The sequence below is a fragment of the Marinobacter gudaonensis genome, assembly GCF_900115175.1.
Lineage (GTDB): Bacteria > Pseudomonadota > Gammaproteobacteria > Pseudomonadales > Oleiphilaceae > Marinobacter > Marinobacter gudaonensis.
The window spans coordinates 216,554-235,484 of sequence record NZ_FOYV01000001.1 but is presented as its reverse complement, the minus strand read 5'-3'; the positions used below and the strand labels follow the sequence as shown (position 1 = coordinate 235,484).

Here is an 18,931-nt window from a genome sequence, read left to right as displayed (position 1 = left end):
TCAGCCCGCGCTACCCTCGATGTTCGCCACCAGTCTCGAATCCTTCAGCGCCGCGGTGCGATGCTTCACCACACCCTTGTACTCGCGGCTCTCAATCATGGCCATGAAGGCATCGATTGAGGGGTAACGTACCAGCAGAACTTGGTCCCAGGATTCATCGGGCGGCGCAATCAGTGAGCCGACACTCTTGCCAGACCAGATCACTTCGGCCCCCACTGCTTTCACGCAGGCTGCCGCCTCGGCCATGTAGAGTGAATAGGCTTCGCGCCCGGTCCGCTCCGGGGCCTCTTCCTGATAGTTGGCACGGTCGCGGAATCGCAGCAGGTTGAGCATAACCACAGGCTGATCCTTCGGTGTTTCCGCCAGCACCTTCCGGAGCTGCTCCTGAGTGGGATTAACGGCTTCCATCCTGTCCTCGCTGTCAAGTGGCTACGGGGCCTACTATAGCCTACCGCGGAGGCCGGAGAACAAGGGTTTTCATTACCTTTACTTCAGAGAGCACTTTTTGCGTTCTTTGACCGTACAGCTACAGTGAAAGGTCATAAATGCGCAAACAGAAGGGGACAACATGGCTACCCTCACCATCAACGGCGAGCAGTATGAGCTCGATGTGCCAGACAACATGCCACTGCTCTGGGTGATCCGCGATGTCGTGGGTCTCAAGGGCACCAAATTCGGCTGTGGTATCGCCCAGTGCGGTGCCTGCACGGTGCACATGAACGGTACCGCCATCCGCTCCTGCGTCACTCCGGTCTCGTCGGTCAGCGGTGAGATCACCACCATTGAGGCCATGGCCGAGGACGCAGTGGGCAGCAAGGTACAGCAGGCCTGGCTGGATCTCGGGGTTGCACAGTGCGGCTACTGCCAGGGCGGACAGATCATGAATGCCACGGCACTGCTCAAGCGCACACCCAAACCGGAGGCTCAGGAGATCATTGACGCCATGGCCGGCAACCTTTGCCGTTGTGGTACCTACAACCGCATTCTTGCGGCCATTGAGCGGGCATCGGATGCGGAGGTGAAGTCATGAGCCAATCAAACAGCACGCTAATGCTGGCGAACGTCAGTCGACGTGGGGTGCTCAAGGGGCTTGCCGCTGCCTCCGCACTGGTTGTGGCCGCGCGCTGGGATCTTGCCGGCGCCAGCGAAAAGGCCCAGTTCGGGGCCGGCGCCATGCCCGGCGGCTGGGTGGATAACCCCAATGTGTTCATCCACATCGCGCCCGACGGCATCGTCACGATTGTTAATAACCGGTCTGAAATGGGCCAGGGTATTCGTACCAGCCTGATCATGGTCGGCGCTGATGAGCTGGGCGCCGACTGGGAACACGTGCGGGTTCAACAGGCGGATGCCAACCAGGAGAAGTACGGCAACCAGAACACCGACGGCTCCCGCAGCATGCGCCACTGGTACGACCCCATGCGTCGTGCCGGGGCCGCCGCTCGCCAAATGCTGGAACAGGCGGCCGCCAATGAGTGGGGCGTTCCGGTTCATGAAGTAAAAACAACGGTACACAAGGTAGTGCACGAGCCATCCGGGCGGGAGCTAGGCTTTGGCGATCTGGCCAAGGCAGCGAGGGAACTGGAAGTGCCCGACCGCAATGCCCTGGTGCTGAAGGCGGACAACGAACTCCGCTTTATTGGCAAGGAATCCGGGCTGATCAATGGCGACCTCAAGTCTGCCTACCCCAAGGCCATTGACGGTGAGGATATAGTCACCGGCAAGGCCATCTATGGCGCGGATGTGGAGCTGGAAAACACGCTCTGTGCGGTGATTGCCCGGCCACCCGTCTATGGTGCCAGGATCAAGAGCCTGGACGACAGCGGTGCCCTGAAGGTTGCGGGCGTAAAGAAAGTCATGCGCATTGATGGCGCCAGCCAGCCAGCAGCGTTCAGCCCCCTTGGCGGTGTTGCCGTGGTGGCCACCAATACCTGGGCCGCCATGGAAGGCCGCAAGGCGCTCAAGATCGAGTGGGACAATGGGCCCGCCGGCGACAATGCCAGCTACACCTCGGAGGCCTATCGGAAGTCTCTGGAGGAAGCAGCGCAGTCACCGGGCAAAGTGGTCCGCCAGAACGGCGGTGACGTGGATGCGGCCCTGAAAGCGGCCGACAAGACCGTCTCTGCCACCTATTACATGCCCCACATGGCACAGGCCCCCATGGAGCCGCCCGTGGCCACGGTCCGTGTGGCCGATGGCAAGGCGGAGGTCTGGGCCCCGGTGCAGAACCCCCGCGCAACGCGGGAAGGCGTCGCCGGAAGGCTGGGTCTGGACAAGGAACAGGTAACGGTGCACGTGACCCTGCTCGGCGGCGGCTTTGGCCGCAAATCCAAGCCCGATTTCGTGACGGAAGCCGCGATCATCGCCAACGCCTTCAAGGGTCAGCCGGTGCGTTTGCAGTGGTCCCGGGAGGATGACGTCCACCATGCCTATTTCCACGCCGTATCGGTTGATCATCTGGATGCCGGTCTCGATGCCGATGGCAAGGCCACCAGCTGGCGACATCGCACGCTGTCACCCAGTATCGCCTCCCTGTTTGCGCCAGACCCGAAGCACATTCAGGAGTTCGAGCAGGGCATGGGCTTCAATACCATGCCGTTCGATGTGCCGGCCATACGCCTGGAGAACCCGCCAGCCCCCGCCCACGTTCGAATCGGCTGGTTCCGCTCGGTGTACAACCTGCCCCATGCCTGGGCGATACAGAGCTTCGCCCACGAAATGGCCATTGCGGCGGGTCGGGACCACCGGGACTACGTGCTCGAATTGCTGGGCCCGGATCGCGAGATCCAGAACCTGTCCGTCGGAGACGGGTGGAACTACGGCGAGAACCCGGACCTCTACCCGATCGATATTGGCCGTATGCGCCGCGTGATCGAGCGGGCCACCAGTGAGGCGGGCTGGGGCAAGCAAACCGGGAAAGGCCGCGGGCTTGGTCTTGCCTTCCACCACAGCTTCGTGTCCTACACCGCCATCGTCTTTGACGTGGAAGTGGACGACAAGGGCAACCTGACCATTCACCGGGCAGACATCGCCTTTGATTGCGGCCCCCAGGCCAACCCGGAACGGATTCGCTCCCAGCTCGAAGGCGCCTGCGTGATGGGTATTGGCATAGCCCTGCAATCCGAGGTTACGTTCAAGGACGGCGTGGCCCAGCAGGATAACTTCAACAATTACCTGATACCGCGAATGCCGGATGCGCCAAAGACCGTTCGGGTGCACCTGATCGACAACCCGGACGATGCCATGGGCGGGGTGGGTGAACCAGGCCTGCCGCCAGTCGCGCCGGCCCTTTGTAACGCGATCTACGCGGCCACGGGCAAACGCATCCGCCGGCTGCCCGTCGGCGACCAGTTGAAAGCCTGAAGCCCTCTCGAGGTCAGGGCCCCGCCAGGGGTCTTGACCCCTTTTACCCCGCCTCGACCACGACCTTGGTGGCATTCCCATAGCATCCTAGCTTTCCCACCGCGTATACTTTGGCTTCTTCTTTTTTCGCCTGTTTACCCTGTGGCCGGCCCTCATGACGCTGATTGAATTGTTCCTGCAAACCCTGGAAACCACCTTGCCGGTGTTTGCCATGGTCTTTATAGGGTTGGGCCTGCGCCGGATCGGGTGGATCGACAACGCCTTTGTGAATACCGCCTCGGCACTGGTGTTCAAGGCCACCCTGCCAACACTGGTTTTTCTCAGCATTATCCGGGCCGATCTGCAGACCGCCTTCAACCCGGGCCTGCTGGTGTACTACCTGGCCGCCACCCTGGCGAGCTTCGGCCTGACCTGGCTCTGGGCGCACTTCAGGATTACGAGGGAAGATCGCGGGGTCTACGTGCAGGGCGCCTTCCGGGGCAACTGCGGCATTGTCGGCCTGGCACTGGCCGCAAACCTGTACGGGGATTTTGGTCTGTCGGCCGGCGGAATCCTGCTCGGGCTGGTGATCATTTCCTACAACATGCTCTCTGTAATTGTGCTAGTGGCGTACCAGCCTGGCCAAAGCACGAACTGGCGCCGGATCTTTCACGACATCGTGCGCAACCCGCTGATCCTTGCTGTGTTTGTTGCCATTCCGGTCGCGGCCCTGGATATCACCCTGCCGGGCTGGGTGATGACCAGCGGCGATTATTTCGCCTCGCTCACCCTACCCCTGGCGTTGCTGTGCATCGGCGCCACGGTGTCGCTGAGTGCGATTCGGAGCGACAGCCGCACGGCGCTGGGATCCAGTCTGTTCAAGATGGTTTTCCTGCCCGCTCTGTGTACCGCCGGCGCCTGGCTCGCCGGCTTTCGGGGCCCGGAGCTTGGCCTGATGTTCCTGTTCTTCGCCAGCCCGACGGCGGCCGCGAGCTTTGTCATGGTTAAGGCCCTCGGCGGCAACGACCGGCTGGCCGCCAACATCATTGCCCTGACCACCCTGCTTGCCAGCCTTACCGTCACTCTTGGGGTGTTCGTGCTGCGCAGCGCCAGCCTGATCTAACACCGGCCGGTGGCGATCGCCTCAATCGTGGCGAAACCGTTCTGGCAGCCGGACAGGTAGCCTCCTCCGAACAGGTTGTAATGATTCAGGTAGTGATAGAGGTTGTAGACGTCCCGCTTTATCGCGTACTGCGTTGTTCGAGGATACTGCCGATCGTAGGCCCGATAGAATACGGCATCGAAGCCGCCGAACATCTCGGTCATGGCAATGTCCGCCTCCCGATCACCGCAGTAAACCGCAGGATCAATCAGCCAGGGCCCCCGGTCATCGAACAGCACGTTGCCGTTCCAGAGGTCGCCGTGTAGCTGGCTGGGGTGATCACACACGCTGTTCAACCAATCCATCAGGGCATCTCCATGGCGGGTTAACAGCTGTTTGAACCGGGAACGCTGGCCTGCATCCCTCACCCGCGACACCTGATATCCGAGACGATCCTTCACGAAGAATTCGCCCCAGTTGTCGCACCAGCGATTGGGCTGGGGGGCGAGGCCGATGTAGTTATCGCGGTTCCAGCCAAAGGCCTTCTGCACCTGCCTGTGGAGTCCGGCCAGCCCTTCCCCCAGAGCCTCCCAGGCCTGATCAGAGCCACGGGAGCCTCGGATCGCTGTCATTTCCAGCGCGGTTTCATCCACGCGGTAGACCTGCGGAACCTGCACGGCCGAAACACCGGCGCTCTTCAACCCGTCGGCAAGCGCGACCAGGCCTTCCGCCTCACACATCAGGGCATCCGGGTAACCTGAAGTATTTCGTTTGATGTGGGTCTGTGCCATCCCGATCTATGCTCCGCTTCAGCTATCCGCCAATCACAAGGGCGAGGTTCCGGGTGCGGTTGTTGAAGAGCTGCCGCCGGAACCGGTAGATTGAAAGAAGCCTGACACGACGGAACCAACGGAGGCAAACATGGACACACAACGCTGGCAGCTTCTGATATCCGGCAGGGTTCAGGGCGTCTACTACCGGGCATCGACAGAACAGAAAGCATCTGACCTGGGCCTGACCGGTTACGCCCGCAACCTTTCGGATGGCCGCGTGGAAGTGGTGGCGGAGGGCCCGGAGGACCGCCTGAGTGAACTCAAATCCTGGTGCAGCGACGGCCCGCCGGAGGCCCGCGTGGATGATATCGACGTAACCACCCAGCCCCCCACCGGGGAGTTCTCCGGTTTCAGCGTGCGTTAGTCGATACGCTTCAGCCAGAAGGTCATGGGCTTGTCGGTTTCATCGGGCTGGTCAATGTCTTTCCAGCGGTAGGTTGTGGAAAGCTCAGGCACCTTTCGATAACCGCGATTGTGCCAGAACGCATCCAGAGGCTCATAGCCGGCAGGCCGAAGCGGATGATCCGCTGGTCGCTCAACTGCGCAGAAGCAGCAATGGCTAAACCGCCCCTGCTCCCGGGCATGACCTTCCCGGTGGTCGAAAAAGGCCACACCAATGCCCTGGCCACGGTACTCCGGAAGCAGCACCGACTCCCCGAAATAGAAGATCTTTTCGGGCTCAAAGCCCTGCTCGATGAACGGCCCCTTGAAGTCGTCTGTCTCATGATCCATCGGTATGCCGGTAGCAGCGCCCACCACGGTTTCGCCGTCCAGCGCCAGCACGAACAGGCTGTCCGGCGAGCGGGCGTAGGTGTCCAGGTAGTTCCGCTCGTAGGCCATGTCGCCGTCGTAGAGATAGGGGAAGCTTCGGAACACCTCGATTCTCAGCCGTGCCAGGTCGTCCAGGTATGGGTTAATCTGGTCACCTGCAAGCCGGACCATGGTTACCGCCATTCATTACCCCCTGTTCAAAGGTTGGAACATGCACAAGGACAAACCGTTTTCCCAAGCCTGTGAAAACAATAAAGGGCCGATTCTCGAAAAACTCGCCGATCTTTTCAACCAGTCAGGTACGACCCTCGAAATCGGCACGGGCACCGGCCAGCACGCGGTGCACTTTGCCCTGCATTTGCCCCACCTGACCTGGCAACCCAGCGATCACCCCCAGAATGCGAGGCTGTGCCTGCCCTGGATCGAAGAGGCCGCCCTGGCCAACATCAACCCGCCGCTTGCGCTGGATGTGATCAAAGGCGATTGGTCGAACCTGCCCCCTATTCACGGCGTTTTTTCCGCCAATACCGCCCATATCATGGCGTGGGAGGAAGTGAAGGCCATGTTCCACGGGGTTGCGCGGATTCTGCCGACCGACGGACTCTTCTGCCTGTACGGGCCGTTTCGCTATAACGGGCAGCACACCAGTGAGAGTAATGAGCGGTTTGATCGGTCGCTCAGGATGCAGGCGGGGCATATGGGGATTCGGGATATGGAGAACTTGAAACAGTTGGGGGAAACCAATGGGCTCAGTTTGCAAGAGGATTTTGGGATGCCGGCGAATAATCGGTTGTTGGTTTGGCGTAAGGCCTGAGGCTTGGTCTGGTCTGCGAGGGTTCTTCTACCCTCCCGTTCGGCCAATAAAAAACCCCAGCATTTCTGCTGGGGTTTTGTATTGGCGGAGAGGGAGGGATTCGAACCCTCGATACGCTATTAACGTATACACACTTTCCAGGCGTGCGCCTTCAGCCACTCGGCCACCTCTCCAATAGACCAGCCAGGGCCAGTCCAATAAACTGTTTCAAATCAGCGATGTCGTCGCTCATTTGAGGGCGCAAACTTTAATGGTTTTGGGGGCGGTTGGCAACTCCCCCGGGTAAAATCATCGAAAAAAGTCTGCGCCTGTGGGTTTTCTGGTTACCGCCAGGCAGGATTCGAGGCTATCGTAAACAGAGGCCATTCAGGAAAACGGAGACACCCACAATGCTGATGAAAGCCGAACAATCGACGCTGCTGCTTATCGATGTTCAGGAAAAGCTCATGCCCGCCATTGCCCACGGCGAGGAAGTGATCGACCGGTGCGTCACCCTCGCCACCATTGCCGGGTTGATGGAGGTGCCGGTACTGGCCACGGAACAGATGCCAGACAAGCTAGGCACCAATGTTGAAGGTGTTCGCGAGTTGAGTGATCAGGTGCTTGCCAAGCACCACTTTGATGCCTGTCCGGACGGGTTGGTGGACCTGCTACCCGAGGGCAGGCAGCAGATTGTCGTGGGCGGCTGTGAAACCCATGTGTGCATGCTGCAAACCGCACTGAGCCTGCTCGACGCCGGCTACAAGGTATGGGTGGTGGCCGATGCCACCGGCTCCCGGAATGAATTTGATCGGGATGTCGCGCTGGACCGCCTGAGTGAGAGCGGTGCTCGGATTGTCACTGTGGAGATGGTGGCCTTCGAGTGGATGCGTCATAGCCGCCATCCGCAGTTCCGGAATATTCAGGCACTGATCAAGTAGACACATCTGCGGCAGGGTGTCGAACGTAGATTCATGCCCGGTCCGTTACCCGATTTCCGAGGTGCTTTGTGATCAATATGGATTTTTCCCGCCGGGTGGTGGTTCGCAGCCAGGAACAGGACTGGGTACCGAGCCCCGCCGGAGGCGTAATGAGAAAGCCGCTTGCCCGCGAGGAGGCCGAACGCGGCCATGCCACCAGCGTGGTGCGCTACGAGCCGGGCGCGACGTTCAAGCGCCATGAGCACCCGCTTGGCGAGGAAATACTGGTTCTCGAGGGGGTGTTTTCAGACGAGACAGGGGACTACCCGGCCGGTACCTATCTGCGCAATCCACCAGGCAGTGGCCACGCACCATTCAGCAAGGATGGCTGCACCCTGCTGGTAAAGTTGCATCAGTTCCATGAGCGCGATACCGCCACCGTGCGCATCGACACCAACAGCCAGCCCTGGCTACCGGGCATCGGGGGCCTTGAGGTGATGCCGCTGCACGAGTTCGAACATGAGCACGTTGCCCTTGTGAAGTGGCCAGCCCGGGAAGTGTTCCAGCCCCACCGGCACTTTGGTGGCGAGGAGATCTTCGTGCTTAGCGGGGAGTTCTGTGATGAACACGGCCGCTATCCGGCCGGCACCTGGATTCGCAGCCCCCATATGAGCCAGCATCACCCGTTTGTCGACACCGAAACAGTTATCTGGGTTAAAACTGGACACCTGCCGCTCACCCAGGCGCAGTAGTGTTCACTCGCGCACACCAGACGCCCACAAAAAAGGGCCCCGCAGGGCCCAAGTCTCGTCAGGAAACTGGTTTATGAAATCGCTGTGTGCTGCCAGTTGTGGCGGCTGAGAGTATCGTTGCTGGCCCCCTCACCCGCGGGATTGAACAAGGATTCTTCTCCAACCGGCACGGCAAACACGTGATAGGCTTCCGGATCGAACGGATCCAGCGCCGTGTCCAGATACTCATAACTGTCGGGCACCGGCTCTCCGGAGTGCGCGACACGGAACTGCCGTTCCAGCGTTGGAGTGGTTACGTTCAGCGGCTGCTCCACCCAGAGGTAAACGGCCTTGTGCGGCACGATGTATTCGCTACGTACCACCCGATAGCCCTCTTTGAGCGTGAGCGTTGTCGGCTCTTTGCCCGGTTCCAGGCGGAATTTATGGATGGTCTTCATGGCTCCTGCTCCTCTTCGGATTGCTGCCTCTCACAACTCCATCATGAACAGGTACAGGGATCGATAAAATAAGCTTTTCTGATCTTATTAGTTCGTTTTTTTCGAGGTCAATGCGTATCCTGGGGAACGCCGTGGGCCTCGCAAATGGCCCGTACACCCTCGTGGGCAATGTTCCGGCCCCGGGTGATCGCGAACAGCTCGTCCACCACCTCGTTAACCGAGGCAATCTGCTCAACCTCGTACTGTCGGCACACCTCGTCGCGAATGGCCGTCGGCGCGGCAAACACGCCGTACCCCTGGCTGCCAAACACCTTGATCAGCGCACTGTCGTCCACACGGGCCACCAGCCGCATGCGAACGCCTTTCAGCGAGAACCAGTTCATCAGGCGCTCGAAATACGGGGCATCCGTGGCATTGGCCAGCAAGGGCTGACCATTGAGGGACGCTGGAAAGCCCTTTCGCAGCCCGCGGGCCAGTTCCGGTGCAGCAAAAAGACTCATGGTTGAGCCCGCCAGCGGGTGAACGGTGAGATTGCCCTCTTCCTGGAGGCGCGGCATCCGGTCGGTCAGGACCACATCCAGTTCTTTACGCTTCAAGCTCAGGATCATGTCTTCGGTCCGCCCGGTCTGGCATTCCAGCTGTATCTGGCGGTCGCCGGCCATGGCGGGCTGCAGCAGGTAATAGGCAATGAGTTTATGAATGGAGGCGGACACGCCTGCCCGCAGCGTCAGGGGCCGCTCGGAAGGATCGAGACGGAGCGTTTCGGCAAGCTCGCCGGTCAGCTCGAAAATTTCGTCCGCATAGGTGAGTATCATCCGGCCCAGATCGGTCAGAATCAGCTTACGACGCTCCCGAATGAACAGTCGCCCACCCACCGACGCCTCGAACGTGGCCAGTTGACCGCTCAGAGTCTGGGGCGCCAGTTCAAGTACCTCGCTGGCGCGGGCAATTGAGCCCTCACGGCTGATCACCCAGAAGTAATAAAGATGGCGGAGGTTCAGCTGTTCCATAGCGGTTTCCTGTGTCCGGCTCAGGTGGGACGCGGAATCTTGAATACCTCACCAAACGTGACGTACTCGCTGCCGCCAAGGCGACCAATGGGATCTATGGCCGCGCCGTCAAAGCTCAGACGATTTTTTTCGTCGTATCGGGCAACACTGTCCGCCACCCAGGCTGCCGTTACCCTGCCGAAAATCAGGGATTGCGGCGCCGCGCCGATTTCCTTGATGTCGTAGAGCTCGCACGCCAGTGCCACGTGGCAATCCTTCACACGGGGCAGAGGCGAGCCCTCGAAGGGTGCCAGGTCCAGGCCCAGATGATCCAGTTCGGATTCTCCATGGGGCAAGGGGCGGGAGGATTCTGTGACGGCCGGCGCCAGGGCACGGTGCGCGATGTGGACCACGAAATGCTTTCTGGCCTCGATATTGACCCGCGTATCCTTCGCCACGCCCTCGGCAGGCTTTCGGCCCACCGAAATCATCAGAAGGGGCGGGTTACTGGTGATGGGCGTAAAAAAGGAAAACGGCGCCAGATTGAAATCGCCGTCGGGATTCTCGCTCAGGACCCAGGCGACCGGTCTCGGGATAACCGTCTGGGTGAGAATGTGATAAGCCTCTGTCGGATCCAGTCCGTCAAAATCGATCAGCATCAGTCATACCTTCAGTCTGTTGCGGCCGCCGCTGACCGCTCTCGCAAAAGCCAGAGCGTCATCAGCAGCCCGTGAAGAACGAGGAACGGCACGGCAACCATCACCAGACCACCCCACCCCAGCCAACTCAGGATGGCCCCGGCGGACAATGCGGCCGTGGCCTGGGAACCGAACACCATGATGTCGTTCAGGCCCTGCACCCGGAAGCGCTCGGCGTCCTGGTACCCGCGGGGCAGCAACGTGGTGCCACCAACAAACAGGAAATTCCAGCCGATGCCCAGTAACAGCAACGCCGACAGGTAATGGTGAAAGCTGATGCCGCTGGCCGCCAGACCAACGCAACCGAGATAGGCCAGCAGGCCCAGGGCCATCATCAGAGGAATGCCCAGCACCCGTGTCAGCCAGCCACTGATCAGTGACGGCAGGTACATGGCCATGATGTGGAGCTGGATAACCCGCTTGGCATCGTCGAGATCATGCCCGGCAATCTCGGTCATGCTCAGTGGCGTGGCGGTCATCACAAAGCTCATGACCGCGTAACCAATCGCCGCGGCGCTGATGGCCGCCAACACCAGCGGGTTGGCAACAATCTGCCGCAACGGTCGGCCTCCGCCAGGAAGAGACTCGCGAACCAGTTCCCCTTTTGCCCGGTAACCGGCGCCAAGCGTCACCAGGGCCAGGGCCTGAACAACCGCCAGAGCCGCCCAACTGGAAAGGAAAGGATGGGCCTCGCCCGCCCCACTGCCAATTCCCGCAACCTCGGGCCCAAGCCACGCCGCCACCAGCCCACCCAGGAGCACCCGTGCGGCTGCGGAGCCCGCCAGCTCCGACGGAACGGACTCCATGGCGGCAAACCGGTACTGGTGAACCACAGCCAGGCCCGTACCGCCAATCACCGACGCCAGGCACAGCAACAGGAAAGAGCCCGCCCAGGACGCCGTGGCGCCAACGAGGCCAGCCACTATGCCCATTATGGCGCCGAGCAGCATGACCCGCTTGCGCCCCACCCGCTCCATCAGCCAGGTTGCGGGTTTGATAGCCAACACGGTGCCCACCACCACAAGACCCACCGGAAGCGTGGCCCACTCGGGCGCCGGAGCGAGCAGGCGCCCCTGGATACTGCCGATGAACACAATGAAAGGCGCCGTACACATGGCCAGCGCCTGTGCAGCAACCAGAACCCAGACATTCAGGGGCATGGGTTATTTTTTCCTGTAGATGATGCCCGGGTGACACTGCACCATTTCGTAGAGATGCGGCAGCCCGTTCAGTGACTCGGATGCCCCCAGCACCAGATAACCGCCGGGGTTCAGGGTGGCGTGAATCCGGGTAAGGATGTCTTTTTTGAGGTCCGCCGAAAAGTAGATCAGCACGTTGCGACACATCACGATGTCGAACTTGCCCAGCATGTAGCGTTCCAGCAGATTCAGCTCCTTGAATTCCACCATGGTCTTGATCTGGGGCTTGATCTGCCAGCCGCCATTGAGAGAGGGCGTGAAGAACTGCTTCTGGCGATCTGGAGAGAGACCGCGGCCAATGGCGATCATCTCGTATTCGCCCTTGCGGGCAACCTCGAGGACGCTCTTGGAAATATCCGTCGCGGTGATTTTCACGTCCCGCAGTTTTCCTGGCCGTAGGCGGCGGAATTCTTCCACGATCATCGCGATGGAATAAGGCTCCTGCCCCGTGGAACAGGCGGCCGACCATATCCGTAGCGGCTGGCTGCCCTTGCTTTCCGCAAACTCGGGAAGCAGTTTCTCCTGCAGGATACGGAACGGATGACTGTCCCGGAACCAAAGGGTTTCATTGGTGGTCATGGCGTCGATGACCACCTCGCGCAGACTGCCCCGCCCGGGCCGACGCAACCGATCGAGAAGCTCACCCAGAGAATTGAGAGTGTTCTCCTCCAGGATCCGGCGCAGCCGACTTTTCACCAGATACTGTTTATTGTCACCCAGCAAAATGCCACAGGCATCCTGCAGGAACGACTTGAAGGCTTCATATTCCTGTGGGGTTATATCCGCTTTCATTGGGTCTCTGTTCTGAGTGAATCGATCGGCTTCCCATCAACCCTGGTCGATGATGTCCATCACCCGCTCGGCGAGTTCGTCGGGACTGAACTTCGCCATGAAGTCGTCTGCCCCGACCTTCTTGACCATGGCCTGATTGAACACGCCGCTGAGCGAAGTGTGGAGCATCACGAATATGTCCTCCATCGCGGGGTCACCTTTTACCTTGGTGACCAGCGTGTAACCGTCCATCTCCGGCATTTCGACGTCAGAGATGATCAATGAGAAGTGATCTCGTGCCCGGGAACCGTCGGCCGTTACCTCCTTGAGGTACTCGTAGGCCTGCTTGCCGTCGTTCTTGGTGACCACCTCCATGCCGATGGCCGTGAGGCAGCGCTCGATCTGCCGACGGGCGACAGCGGAATCGTCAACCACAAGCACCGGCAGGTGCCCGGGCACCCGATCGGCACTCTTGCTCAGGACCGCTTCCGTAACGTCCTCACCGAGCGGAGAAACTTCTGCAAGAATCTTCTCTACATCTATGATTTCGACCAGCTTATCATCAATCCGGGTGACAGCGGTAAGGTAAACATCCTTACCGGCACCCTTCGGTGGCGGGAGAATCTCCTCCCAGTTCATGTTCATGATGCGATCGACGCCGGTCACCAGGAAGCCCTGGGTCTTGCGGTTGTATTCGGTAATGATCACGAAGCTGCTGGCAAGCTCTTCCTGCGGAATGCCCGGCAGCCGGATGGCCATGCTCAGATCGATAATCGGGATAGTCTCGCCGCGGATGTGAGCGACTCCCCGAACCACCTGACGGCTGTTGGGGATGGAGGACAGCCGGGGGCACTGAAGCACTTCCTTCACCTTGAAGACATTGATGCCATAAATCTGGCGCCCCCGAAGCCGGAAAAGAAGCAGCTCAAGACGGTTCTGCCCTACCAGTTGCGTACGCTGGTTAACACTGTCCAATACCCCTGCCATTTGGTTTCTCCTGGCTTGCCGATTGCCGACGGCATATATCTTGCTGGTTACTCGTGTAAACGTGGAAAGACGGGAATTTGTCGCCCCACTGCCGATCAGCCCGGTTAACGGCCGACCGTGCCGAATCATTAATGCATTCGGCAGATCCACACTGATACCAACAGCATAGGACAAACTGATACGTATGCGCATCACCAATTTGGCTCTGATCCTGGTAATGTCCATCGCGAGTGGACCGCTGATGGCCGAAACCACGGCCGGACAGATCCGGAAGGCGGCGGTGGCATTTCTCCAGGCCTTTGCGACGGAACAGGCGGGCCAGGGTTACACCGTGACCTTCGAGCCCGGCGCCATTGACAGCCGCCTGGCGCTGGCCGAGTGCGCCGCGCCGCTGGAGGTACAATTCAGTGGTGATCCCTGGAAAACAACCAGCCCCTCCCTGCTGGTTGCCTGTGAAGGCGAGCGTCCCTGGCGGATGTTCGTTACCGCATCACTCTCCATCAAGGGCCCCGCCCTGGTGGCCGCTCGCCCCCTGACCCGTGGCGAGCGCATCACCGAGGCGCTTCTGATGAGCCATTCAGTGGAGGTAAATGCCTCCCGGCGTGGTGTCATCACCGACCCTCGCCAGGCGGTCGGCATGGAGGTCCGGCGCTCGGTCAATGCCGGCTCGCTGATTACCCCGGACATTCTCTCGGCTCCGGATGCCGTTGCCCGGGGTGACCATGTTATTATCACCGCCCGAAGCGGCAACTTCTCCGTGCGCTCCCGAGGCAAGGCACTGGCCAGTGCCAGCATCGGTGAGCAGGTCCTGGTTGAAAACCTGCGGTCCTCCCGCACTATCAAGGCGAATGTGGTAGGCCCGGGTCAGGTCGAGATTCCCATGTAGTCGGCCACCGGCAAGCGCTTGCCGAGGCGGCAAGGCTCTGCCCTGTAAAATCTGTCAAAAAAAGGTTAAAGAATTCGGCACCGCAGCCGATATGCAGATACAAACTCGAGTTAATGCCCTGTAAACAAGGGCTCATCAGGCAAGCAGGTACGATTATGTCAGTTGACTTTAATGGAATTGGCCCCGGCCAGGTCAACACCCAGAGAACCACGGCCGACAAGAGCACGGGCAACCAGAACACCCAGCCCGCAGCGCCGGAACAGGCGAAATCCCAGGCGCAGGGCGCCCGGGGCGACAGCGTCAGCCTGAGCAACCAGGCCAAGAATCTGAAACAGCTGGAACAGAAGCTGGGCGATTACCCGGAAATGGACGACGATCGCATCGAACAGATCCGCACCGCCCTGGAAAACGGCACCTACAAGGTCGATGCAGAGAAGCTGGCCCAGAAAATGCTTGAGATGGATGAAAGCATTTTCGGATGAGTAAATCATGGCCGCAATTGATGACCTGAAAACCCTCCTCGCCCAGGATATCAGCCAGCTCGACGAACTGGCCGATGTTCTGGGCAGGGAAAAGACCCTCCTTGGTAATTCCGATCTCCGCCAACTCGAAGCCCTGACGCAGGAAAAGAATCGCTTGCTGGGTGCTATCCGCGAACGAGCGAAACAGAAAATCCGCACTCTGGTCCAGATGGGCTATCGGCCTGAAAACGGTGAGCCTTCCCGGTTCATTCGCAGTGCAGGGCTGATTGACGTGACGGAGCTCTGGCAACAGGCCGACAGCAAGCTGAAAACCTGCCAGGCGCTGAATCAGACCAATGGTCGGGTTATCAGCCACCTGCAAAAGCGGCTTTCACGCCTGACGGACATTTTCCGCGGCGCCACGGGCCAGCAGAAACTTTACGGTGCCAGGGGCGAACAGACCTCGGTTTCAAGCTCCACCGTGCTCGCCAGCGCCTGACCCCGGCGCTGGCCGGGCGCTAGCGCGTGTACAGGGTCATTCGCGAATCCGGGTGAAACCGGATATTCTGGATGCTCACGTTCCCCATGGAAGCACCGTGACCGCCGGCGACCCGGATATTGTCCATGCGTATCTGCTCGATTCGCTCTGGCAGCGCGAGGATAACGGCACCATCGTCCCGGACCCGAAAGCGTGGTTCGCCGTCCCGATAATGCACACCGGACACCCTCAGGTCCGACTCCAGAAAATTCAGAACTGGCACAAACACGTTGGCGGCAAGCTTCAACCCCTCGATAGCGTCCGGTCTGCTCTCCGGGTCTTCCGGCTGGGCGGCCATGGCCGACACCGTTGCAATTCGCTCAAACAGCGCCGGGTCGCCCTGACCCGCAAATGACGCGAGCTCTGCCTCGGAAAGCGGTGAGAGGCCACCCTTTTCATAGAGCTGACCTGCCTCGGCACTTGCCTGGGACGACGCGGTGTTGCTAGCGGCAAAGCTGACCAGAGGCTGGAACGGCAGGGCCACCATGGTCACCAGCGCCGCGGCGTTTCGGTACCTGGACTGATGTTTGAGAACCCGATGCAGCTCCTTCTCGCTGATCCAGCCAGCCTGAATCAGCACCTCGCCCAGACGCTGCCCGGTTTCTCGCTGGAGAATCAGGCCGCGGTCGAGCTGGCTCTCTGACAGATAACCACGGTTGACGAGCAACCGCCCAAGACGCGATTTTTCCTCAAATCCCTGACGGATATTCACCCACCTTCTCCTTATGTCGAAAGCCGCACCGCCCGGCTCGGCAATCAGTGTCCTGACTCGTCAAGAAGATTAGTCGATTGTCAGGCAATCTGCGTTGATCCAGTCGCCGTTTTTCCACCGGCTTCTGATAAACTCTGGCGCCAGAGAGCACACTTTACTGCCCGACTGCGGGCCTGAACCAACTGCCACCTGACGAGAGAGCAGCTGACAATGACACATCCGGTCAAATTCCTGAAAAGCATGATTTCACTGTTCGTGCTGTTTACCACATTCGCGGCCTTGCCGGCCCTGGCACAAGAGAGCTCAACCAGTGGCGCATCGCTGCCAAAGGTCCGGATGGTCACCAGCGAAGGGGCCATCGAACTGCAATTGCGGCCGGATGTTGCGCCCGACACCGTGGCCAACTTCCTGCAGTACGTACGGGAGGGTTTCTACGACGGTACGGTATTCCACCGGGTGATTCCCGGATTCATGATCCAGGGTGGCGGCTTTACCGAGACCCTGTCCAGAAAGCCAACCCGCGACCCCGTTCGCAACGAAGCCAGCCCAACGCTACCCAACCTTCGCGGAACCATTGCCATGGCTCGTACCAACGCCCCGGATTCCGCCACATCGCAATTCTTTATCAACGTGGCCGACAACGGCTTTCTGAACGCAGGTGTTCGTGGGGCCGGCTACGCTGTATTTGGCAAGGTGACCGAGGGCATGGGCGTTGTCGACGCCATCGCCCGCAAACCGACAACCCGTAAACAGGGCATGGCCGACGTACCGGTTGAGCCGGTACGGATCGAGAAAGCCACGGTGATCGAACCCGCAGAGTAACGCCGTGGAATCAGCGCTCAAACCTCCGGCGATTGAGCCGGCCGATCTGGTCTGGCGCGAAGGCGTGCCGGAATCGGTACGCTTCGGTGATGTCTATTTCAGCCGGGATAACGGCCTGGAAGAGACACGCCACGTGTTTCTCCGCCACAATGATCTGCCCGAGCGCTTCGCCAAGGTGCCTGCCGGCGGCAGCTTTGTGGTTGCCGAAAGCGGCTTCGGCACCGGTCTCAACTTTCTGGCAACGTGGCAGGCCTGGCAAAGGTATCGGCCTGACCACGAGTCAACGCTGCACTTTGTTTCGGTGGAACGATTTCCGCTGACCCGAACAGACCTCGCAAAGGCACTGGCGCTCTGGTCGGAACTGGCGCCCCTGGCTGGCGCCCTGTTGGCCAGCTACCCCCCCCTGGTTCGTGGTACCCATCGGCTGGTCCTGGACGGTGGTCGGGTACGACTGACGCTGTTTTTCGGCGACATCGGTGACGCCTGGCGGGCACTGGATTTCCGGGCCGACGCCTGGTTCCTCGACGGCTTCGCCCCGGCTCGAAATCCCGACATGTGGCTCGAAAGCACCGTTGCCGACATCCGCGCGCACAGTAAACCCGGCACCTCCCTGGCCACCTTTACCTCGGTGGGACGGGTTCGACGCGCGCTGGCAGAGAGCGGGTTTGAAATGCAGAAAGTTCCCGGCTTTGGGCGTAAGCGGGAGATGCTCAAAGGGGTTCTGCCGCCCGTCGACCGGGTGCAAGCTCCCGACCTTAGCCCGGTGGCGATCATTGGCGCAGGCATTGCCGGTTGCACACTGGCTGCGAACCTTGCGGCGAGGGGAATACCGGTCACTCTCATTGATGAGGAGGGCCCCGGCGCGGGCGCCTCCGGCAACGCCCAGGGCGCGCTCTATGTGAAACTGGGCGTGGATTACAATGACCAGACCGAGCTGGCGCTGACTGCCCTCACCTTTTCCCAACGCTTTTACCGCCCGTTCAGTAACGAGGGCTGGTACCCGACCGGTCTCCTCCAGCTGGCCCACAACGACCAGGAGGCGGATCGTCAGCGCCGTTTTCTGGAGCGCAATGGCTATCCCGGCGACGTGCTCAGCGGGGTAAGCCGGGAACAGGCCTCGGAGCTGACGGCGGTTCCCGTGAATACTGGTGGGTTATGGTTCCCGGCCAGTGGCTGGTTGGAGCCGGCGCGGTTGTGTCATGCACTGGCCCGAGTGAGAGGCGTAACCGGCGTCTGGCACTCGCCAGTGGAAAAGCTGCTCCCTGAAGCAGGCGGCTGGCGTATTGAGATAAACAATGCCCAGCCGGTTTGGGCCCGACGCGTAGTGGTTTGCGGGGGGCCGGCCAGTGGCGGCCTGTTACCTCTGGCGGGCACCGTTCGACTCAAATCCATCCGTGGTCAGGTCACACGCCTGCCGGACTCCGAACTGAACCCGCCCAGGGCGGTCATATGCGGCAGTCGCTACCTGAATCCGACACTGGACAATAAAGTGTTGACCGGAGCGACGTTTGACCTCCATGACGACAACCCGGCCCCTACCCTCGAAAGCCGCGCTGAAAATATCCAGGAGTTGAAGGCCATGCTTCCCGGCGCTTTTTCTGGCGCTGATGCCGGGCAGGAAAAGCAGGCCAAACAGAGCCAGGGCGACAACCTTGCGGACGACCGGGTGGCCTTCCGATGCACGACGCATGATTACCAGCCGGTTGCCGGTCACGTGCGGGATGAGCTGCACCTGTTTACCGGCCTCGGCAGCAAAGGCCTGACCTACGCCCCACTCCTCGCCGAGTATCTCGCGGACCAACTGACCGGACAACCTGGCTGTTTGCCAGCCAATCTGGTGCGTCGGCTGGAAACCGGACGCCTTTACCAGTCTGATATGGCAAACTCGTAATAAACTTTCACTGGAGAATGTGCTGCG

At 60.3% G+C, this 18,931-nt stretch carries 22 protein-coding genes and 1 tRNA gene; 12 read left to right on the top strand and 11 right to left on the bottom strand.

The window, feature by feature from the left end:
- Positions 1 to 408, bottom strand: coding sequence for a DUF1330 domain-containing protein (locus BM344_RS01145; RefSeq protein ID WP_091985060.1), 408 nt, complete (start codon positions 406 to 408; stop codon positions 1 to 3).
- A gap of 160 nt (positions 409 to 568) precedes the next feature.
- Between BM344_RS01145 and BM344_RS01140 the strand changes: the two genes are divergently transcribed.
- The 3 genes from BM344_RS01140 to BM344_RS01130 all read left to right on the top strand — a co-directional run bounded on the left by BM344_RS01140 (position 569) and on the right by BM344_RS01130 (position 4,465).
- A complete protein-coding gene (locus tag BM344_RS01140; protein WP_091985058.1) occupies positions 569 to 1,030 on the top strand; it encodes a (2Fe-2S)-binding protein in 462 nt (153 codons plus the stop codon).
- Positions 1,027 to 3,363, top strand: a complete 2,337-nt coding sequence (locus BM344_RS01135; protein ID WP_091985056.1) for a xanthine dehydrogenase family protein molybdopterin-binding subunit — start codon at positions 1,027 to 1,029, stop codon at positions 3,361 to 3,363. Before BM344_RS01140 ends, BM344_RS01135 begins: the two co-directional genes overlap by 4 nt.
- A gap of 154 nt (positions 3,364 to 3,517) precedes the next feature.
- Positions 3,518 to 4,465, top strand: a complete 948-nt coding sequence (locus tag BM344_RS01130; RefSeq protein WP_091985054.1) for an AEC family transporter — start codon at positions 3,518 to 3,520, stop codon at positions 4,463 to 4,465.
- On the opposite strand, the gene BM344_RS01125 is transcribed toward BM344_RS01130, so the two are convergent.
- Positions 4,462 to 5,235 (bottom strand): fructosamine kinase family protein, encoded by a 774-nt coding sequence (locus BM344_RS01125; RefSeq protein ID WP_091985051.1) that lies wholly within the window; start codon positions 5,233 to 5,235, stop codon positions 4,462 to 4,464. The two genes, BM344_RS01130 and BM344_RS01125, sit on opposite strands and share 4 nt — an antisense overlap.
- 130 nt (positions 5,236 to 5,365) lie before the next feature.
- Between BM344_RS01125 and BM344_RS01120 the strand changes: the two genes are divergently transcribed.
- Positions 5,366 to 5,641, top strand: coding sequence for an acylphosphatase (locus tag BM344_RS01120; protein ID WP_091985049.1), 276 nt, complete (start codon positions 5,366 to 5,368; stop codon positions 5,639 to 5,641).
- On the opposite strand, the gene BM344_RS01115 is transcribed toward BM344_RS01120, so the two are convergent.
- On the bottom strand, positions 5,638 to 6,231 hold the full coding sequence (locus BM344_RS01115; RefSeq protein WP_091985046.1) for a GNAT family N-acetyltransferase: 594 nt from the start codon (positions 6,229 to 6,231) through the stop codon (positions 5,638 to 5,640). The genes BM344_RS01120 and BM344_RS01115 overlap by 4 nt on opposite strands.
- A 28-nt stretch (positions 6,232 to 6,259) precedes the next feature.
- Between BM344_RS01115 and BM344_RS01110 the strand changes: the two genes are divergently transcribed.
- Entirely contained in the window at positions 6,260 to 6,862 is a 603-nt protein-coding gene (locus BM344_RS01110; RefSeq protein ID WP_091985044.1) for a DUF938 domain-containing protein, read from the top strand.
- A gap of 82 nt (positions 6,863 to 6,944) precedes the next feature.
- Here the strand turns inward: BM344_RS01110 and BM344_RS01105 are convergent.
- Positions 6,945 to 7,035, bottom strand: a tRNA-Ser gene (locus tag BM344_RS01105).
- Between the two features lie 216 nt (positions 7,036 to 7,251).
- Here BM344_RS01105 and BM344_RS01100 point away from each other — a divergent pair.
- A complete protein-coding gene (locus tag BM344_RS01100) occupies positions 7,252 to 7,782 on the top strand; it encodes an isochorismatase family protein (RefSeq protein ID WP_091985041.1) in 531 nt (176 codons plus the stop codon).
- Between the two features lie 68 nt (positions 7,783 to 7,850).
- On the top strand, positions 7,851 to 8,513 hold the full coding sequence (locus tag BM344_RS01095) for a cupin domain-containing protein (RefSeq protein ID WP_091985038.1): 663 nt from the start codon (positions 7,851 to 7,853) through the stop codon (positions 8,511 to 8,513).
- A 71-nt stretch (positions 8,514 to 8,584) separates the two neighbouring features.
- Here BM344_RS01095 and BM344_RS01090 read toward each other — a convergent pair whose 3' ends face one another.
- The 6 genes from BM344_RS01090 to BM344_RS01065 all read right to left on the bottom strand — a co-directional run bounded on the left by BM344_RS01090 (position 8,585) and on the right by BM344_RS01065 (position 13,594).
- On the bottom strand, positions 8,585 to 8,950 hold the full coding sequence (locus BM344_RS01090) for a DUF7352 domain-containing protein (protein ID WP_091985036.1): 366 nt from the start codon (positions 8,948 to 8,950) through the stop codon (positions 8,585 to 8,587).
- A gap of 107 nt (positions 8,951 to 9,057) precedes the next feature.
- Entirely contained in the window at positions 9,058 to 9,960 is a 903-nt protein-coding gene (locus tag BM344_RS01085; protein ID WP_091985033.1) for a LysR family transcriptional regulator, read from the bottom strand.
- A gap of 20 nt (positions 9,961 to 9,980) precedes the next feature.
- Entirely contained in the window at positions 9,981 to 10,598 is a 618-nt protein-coding gene (locus tag BM344_RS01080; RefSeq protein WP_091985031.1) for a flavin reductase family protein, read from the bottom strand.
- An 11-nt stretch (positions 10,599 to 10,609) separates the two neighbouring features.
- Entirely contained in the window at positions 10,610 to 11,797 is a 1,188-nt protein-coding gene (locus BM344_RS01075) for an MFS transporter (RefSeq protein ID WP_091985028.1), read from the bottom strand.
- Between the two features lie 3 nt (positions 11,798 to 11,800).
- The gene (locus BM344_RS01070) at positions 11,801 to 12,628 is read right to left on the bottom strand and encodes a CheR family methyltransferase (protein ID WP_091985025.1); all 828 of its coding nucleotides are present in this window, start codon (positions 12,626 to 12,628) and stop codon (positions 11,801 to 11,803) included.
- A 36-nt stretch (positions 12,629 to 12,664) separates the two neighbouring features.
- The gene (locus tag BM344_RS01065; RefSeq protein WP_091985023.1) at positions 12,665 to 13,594 is read right to left on the bottom strand and encodes a chemotaxis protein CheV; all 930 of its coding nucleotides are present in this window, start codon (positions 13,592 to 13,594) and stop codon (positions 12,665 to 12,667) included.
- 184 nt (positions 13,595 to 13,778) lie between these two features.
- Here BM344_RS01065 and flgA point away from each other — a divergent pair, with 184 nt between their 5' ends.
- The 3 genes from flgA (at position 13,779) to BM344_RS01050 (ending at position 15,440) form a co-directional block, all read left to right on the top strand.
- Positions 13,779 to 14,480 carry a flagellar basal body P-ring formation chaperone FlgA gene (gene flgA / locus BM344_RS01060; RefSeq protein WP_208603361.1) on the top strand — a complete coding sequence of 234 codons (702 nt, stop codon included), beginning with the start codon at positions 13,779 to 13,781 and terminating at the stop codon, positions 14,478 to 14,480.
- Positions 14,481 to 14,635: 155 nt separating this feature from the next.
- Complete coding sequence (gene flgM / locus BM344_RS01055) at positions 14,636 to 14,962, top strand: flagellar biosynthesis anti-sigma factor FlgM (RefSeq protein WP_091985017.1); 327 nt, start codon at positions 14,636 to 14,638, stop codon at positions 14,960 to 14,962.
- Positions 14,963 to 14,969: 7 nt separating this feature from the next.
- A complete protein-coding gene (locus tag BM344_RS01050; RefSeq protein WP_091985015.1) occupies positions 14,970 to 15,440 on the top strand; it encodes a flagella synthesis protein FlgN in 471 nt (156 codons plus the stop codon).
- A 19-nt stretch (positions 15,441 to 15,459) separates the two neighbouring features.
- Here BM344_RS01050 and BM344_RS01045 read toward each other — a convergent pair whose 3' ends face one another.
- A complete protein-coding gene (locus BM344_RS01045; protein ID WP_091985012.1) occupies positions 15,460 to 16,191 on the bottom strand; it encodes a pilus assembly protein PilB in 732 nt (243 codons plus the stop codon).
- A gap of 210 nt (positions 16,192 to 16,401) precedes the next feature.
- Between BM344_RS01045 and BM344_RS01040 the strand changes: the two genes are divergently transcribed.
- Together BM344_RS01040 and mnmC are read left to right on the top strand one after the other, a co-directional pair.
- On the top strand, positions 16,402 to 17,013 hold the full coding sequence (locus BM344_RS01040; RefSeq protein WP_091985010.1) for a peptidylprolyl isomerase: 612 nt from the start codon (positions 16,402 to 16,404) through the stop codon (positions 17,011 to 17,013).
- A 4-nt stretch (positions 17,014 to 17,017) separates the two neighbouring features.
- Positions 17,018 to 18,904 carry a bifunctional tRNA (5-methylaminomethyl-2-thiouridine)(34)-methyltransferase MnmD/FAD-dependent 5-carboxymethylaminomethyl-2-thiouridine(34) oxidoreductase MnmC gene (mnmC, locus tag BM344_RS01035; protein ID WP_091985007.1) on the top strand — a complete coding sequence of 629 codons (1,887 nt, stop codon included), beginning with the start codon at positions 17,018 to 17,020 and terminating at the stop codon, positions 18,902 to 18,904.
- The last annotated feature ends 27 nt before the right edge of the window (positions 18,905 to 18,931 follow it).

Coding starts and splice junctions, on each gene's coding strand:
- BM344_RS01145 (WP_091985060.1), bottom strand. CDS start 408: ATGGAAGCCGTTAATCCCACTCAGGAGCAGCTCCGGAAGGTGCTGGCG.
- BM344_RS01140 (WP_091985058.1), top strand. CDS start 569: ATGGCTACCCTCACCATCAACGGCGAGCAGTATGAGCTCGATGTGCCA.
- BM344_RS01135 (WP_091985056.1), top strand. CDS start 1,027: ATGAGCCAATCAAACAGCACGCTAATGCTGGCGAACGTCAGTCGACGT.
- BM344_RS01130 (WP_091985054.1), top strand. CDS start 3,518: ATGACGCTGATTGAATTGTTCCTGCAAACCCTGGAAACCACCTTGCCG.
- BM344_RS01125 (WP_091985051.1), bottom strand. CDS start 5,235: ATGGCACAGACCCACATCAAACGAAATACTTCAGGTTACCCGGATGCC.
- BM344_RS01120 (WP_091985049.1), top strand. CDS start 5,366: ATGGACACACAACGCTGGCAGCTTCTGATATCCGGCAGGGTTCAGGGC.
- BM344_RS01115 (WP_091985046.1), bottom strand. CDS start 6,231: ATGGCGGTAACCATGGTCCGGCTTGCAGGTGACCAGATTAACCCATAC.
- BM344_RS01110 (WP_091985044.1), top strand. CDS start 6,260: ATGCACAAGGACAAACCGTTTTCCCAAGCCTGTGAAAACAATAAAGGG.
- BM344_RS01100 (WP_091985041.1), top strand. CDS start 7,252: ATGCTGATGAAAGCCGAACAATCGACGCTGCTGCTTATCGATGTTCAG.
- BM344_RS01090 (WP_091985036.1), bottom strand. CDS start 8,950: ATGAAGACCATCCATAAATTCCGCCTGGAACCGGGCAAAGAGCCGACA.
- BM344_RS01085 (WP_091985033.1), bottom strand. CDS start 9,960: ATGGAACAGCTGAACCTCCGCCATCTTTATTACTTCTGGGTGATCAGC.
- BM344_RS01080 (WP_091985031.1), bottom strand. CDS start 10,598: ATGCTGATCGATTTTGACGGACTGGATCCGACAGAGGCTTATCACATT.
- BM344_RS01075 (WP_091985028.1), bottom strand. CDS start 11,797: ATGCCCCTGAATGTCTGGGTTCTGGTTGCTGCACAGGCGCTGGCCATG.
- BM344_RS01070 (WP_091985025.1), bottom strand. CDS start 12,628: ATGAAAGCGGATATAACCCCACAGGAATATGAAGCCTTCAAGTCGTTC.
- BM344_RS01065 (WP_091985023.1), bottom strand. CDS start 13,594: ATGGCAGGGGTATTGGACAGTGTTAACCAGCGTACGCAACTGGTAGGG.
- flgA (WP_208603361.1), top strand. CDS start 13,779: ATGCGCATCACCAATTTGGCTCTGATCCTGGTAATGTCCATCGCGAGT.
- flgM (WP_091985017.1), top strand. CDS start 14,636: ATGTCAGTTGACTTTAATGGAATTGGCCCCGGCCAGGTCAACACCCAG.
- BM344_RS01050 (WP_091985015.1), top strand. CDS start 14,970: ATGGCCGCAATTGATGACCTGAAAACCCTCCTCGCCCAGGATATCAGC.
- BM344_RS01040 (WP_091985010.1), top strand. CDS start 16,402: ATGACACATCCGGTCAAATTCCTGAAAAGCATGATTTCACTGTTCGTG.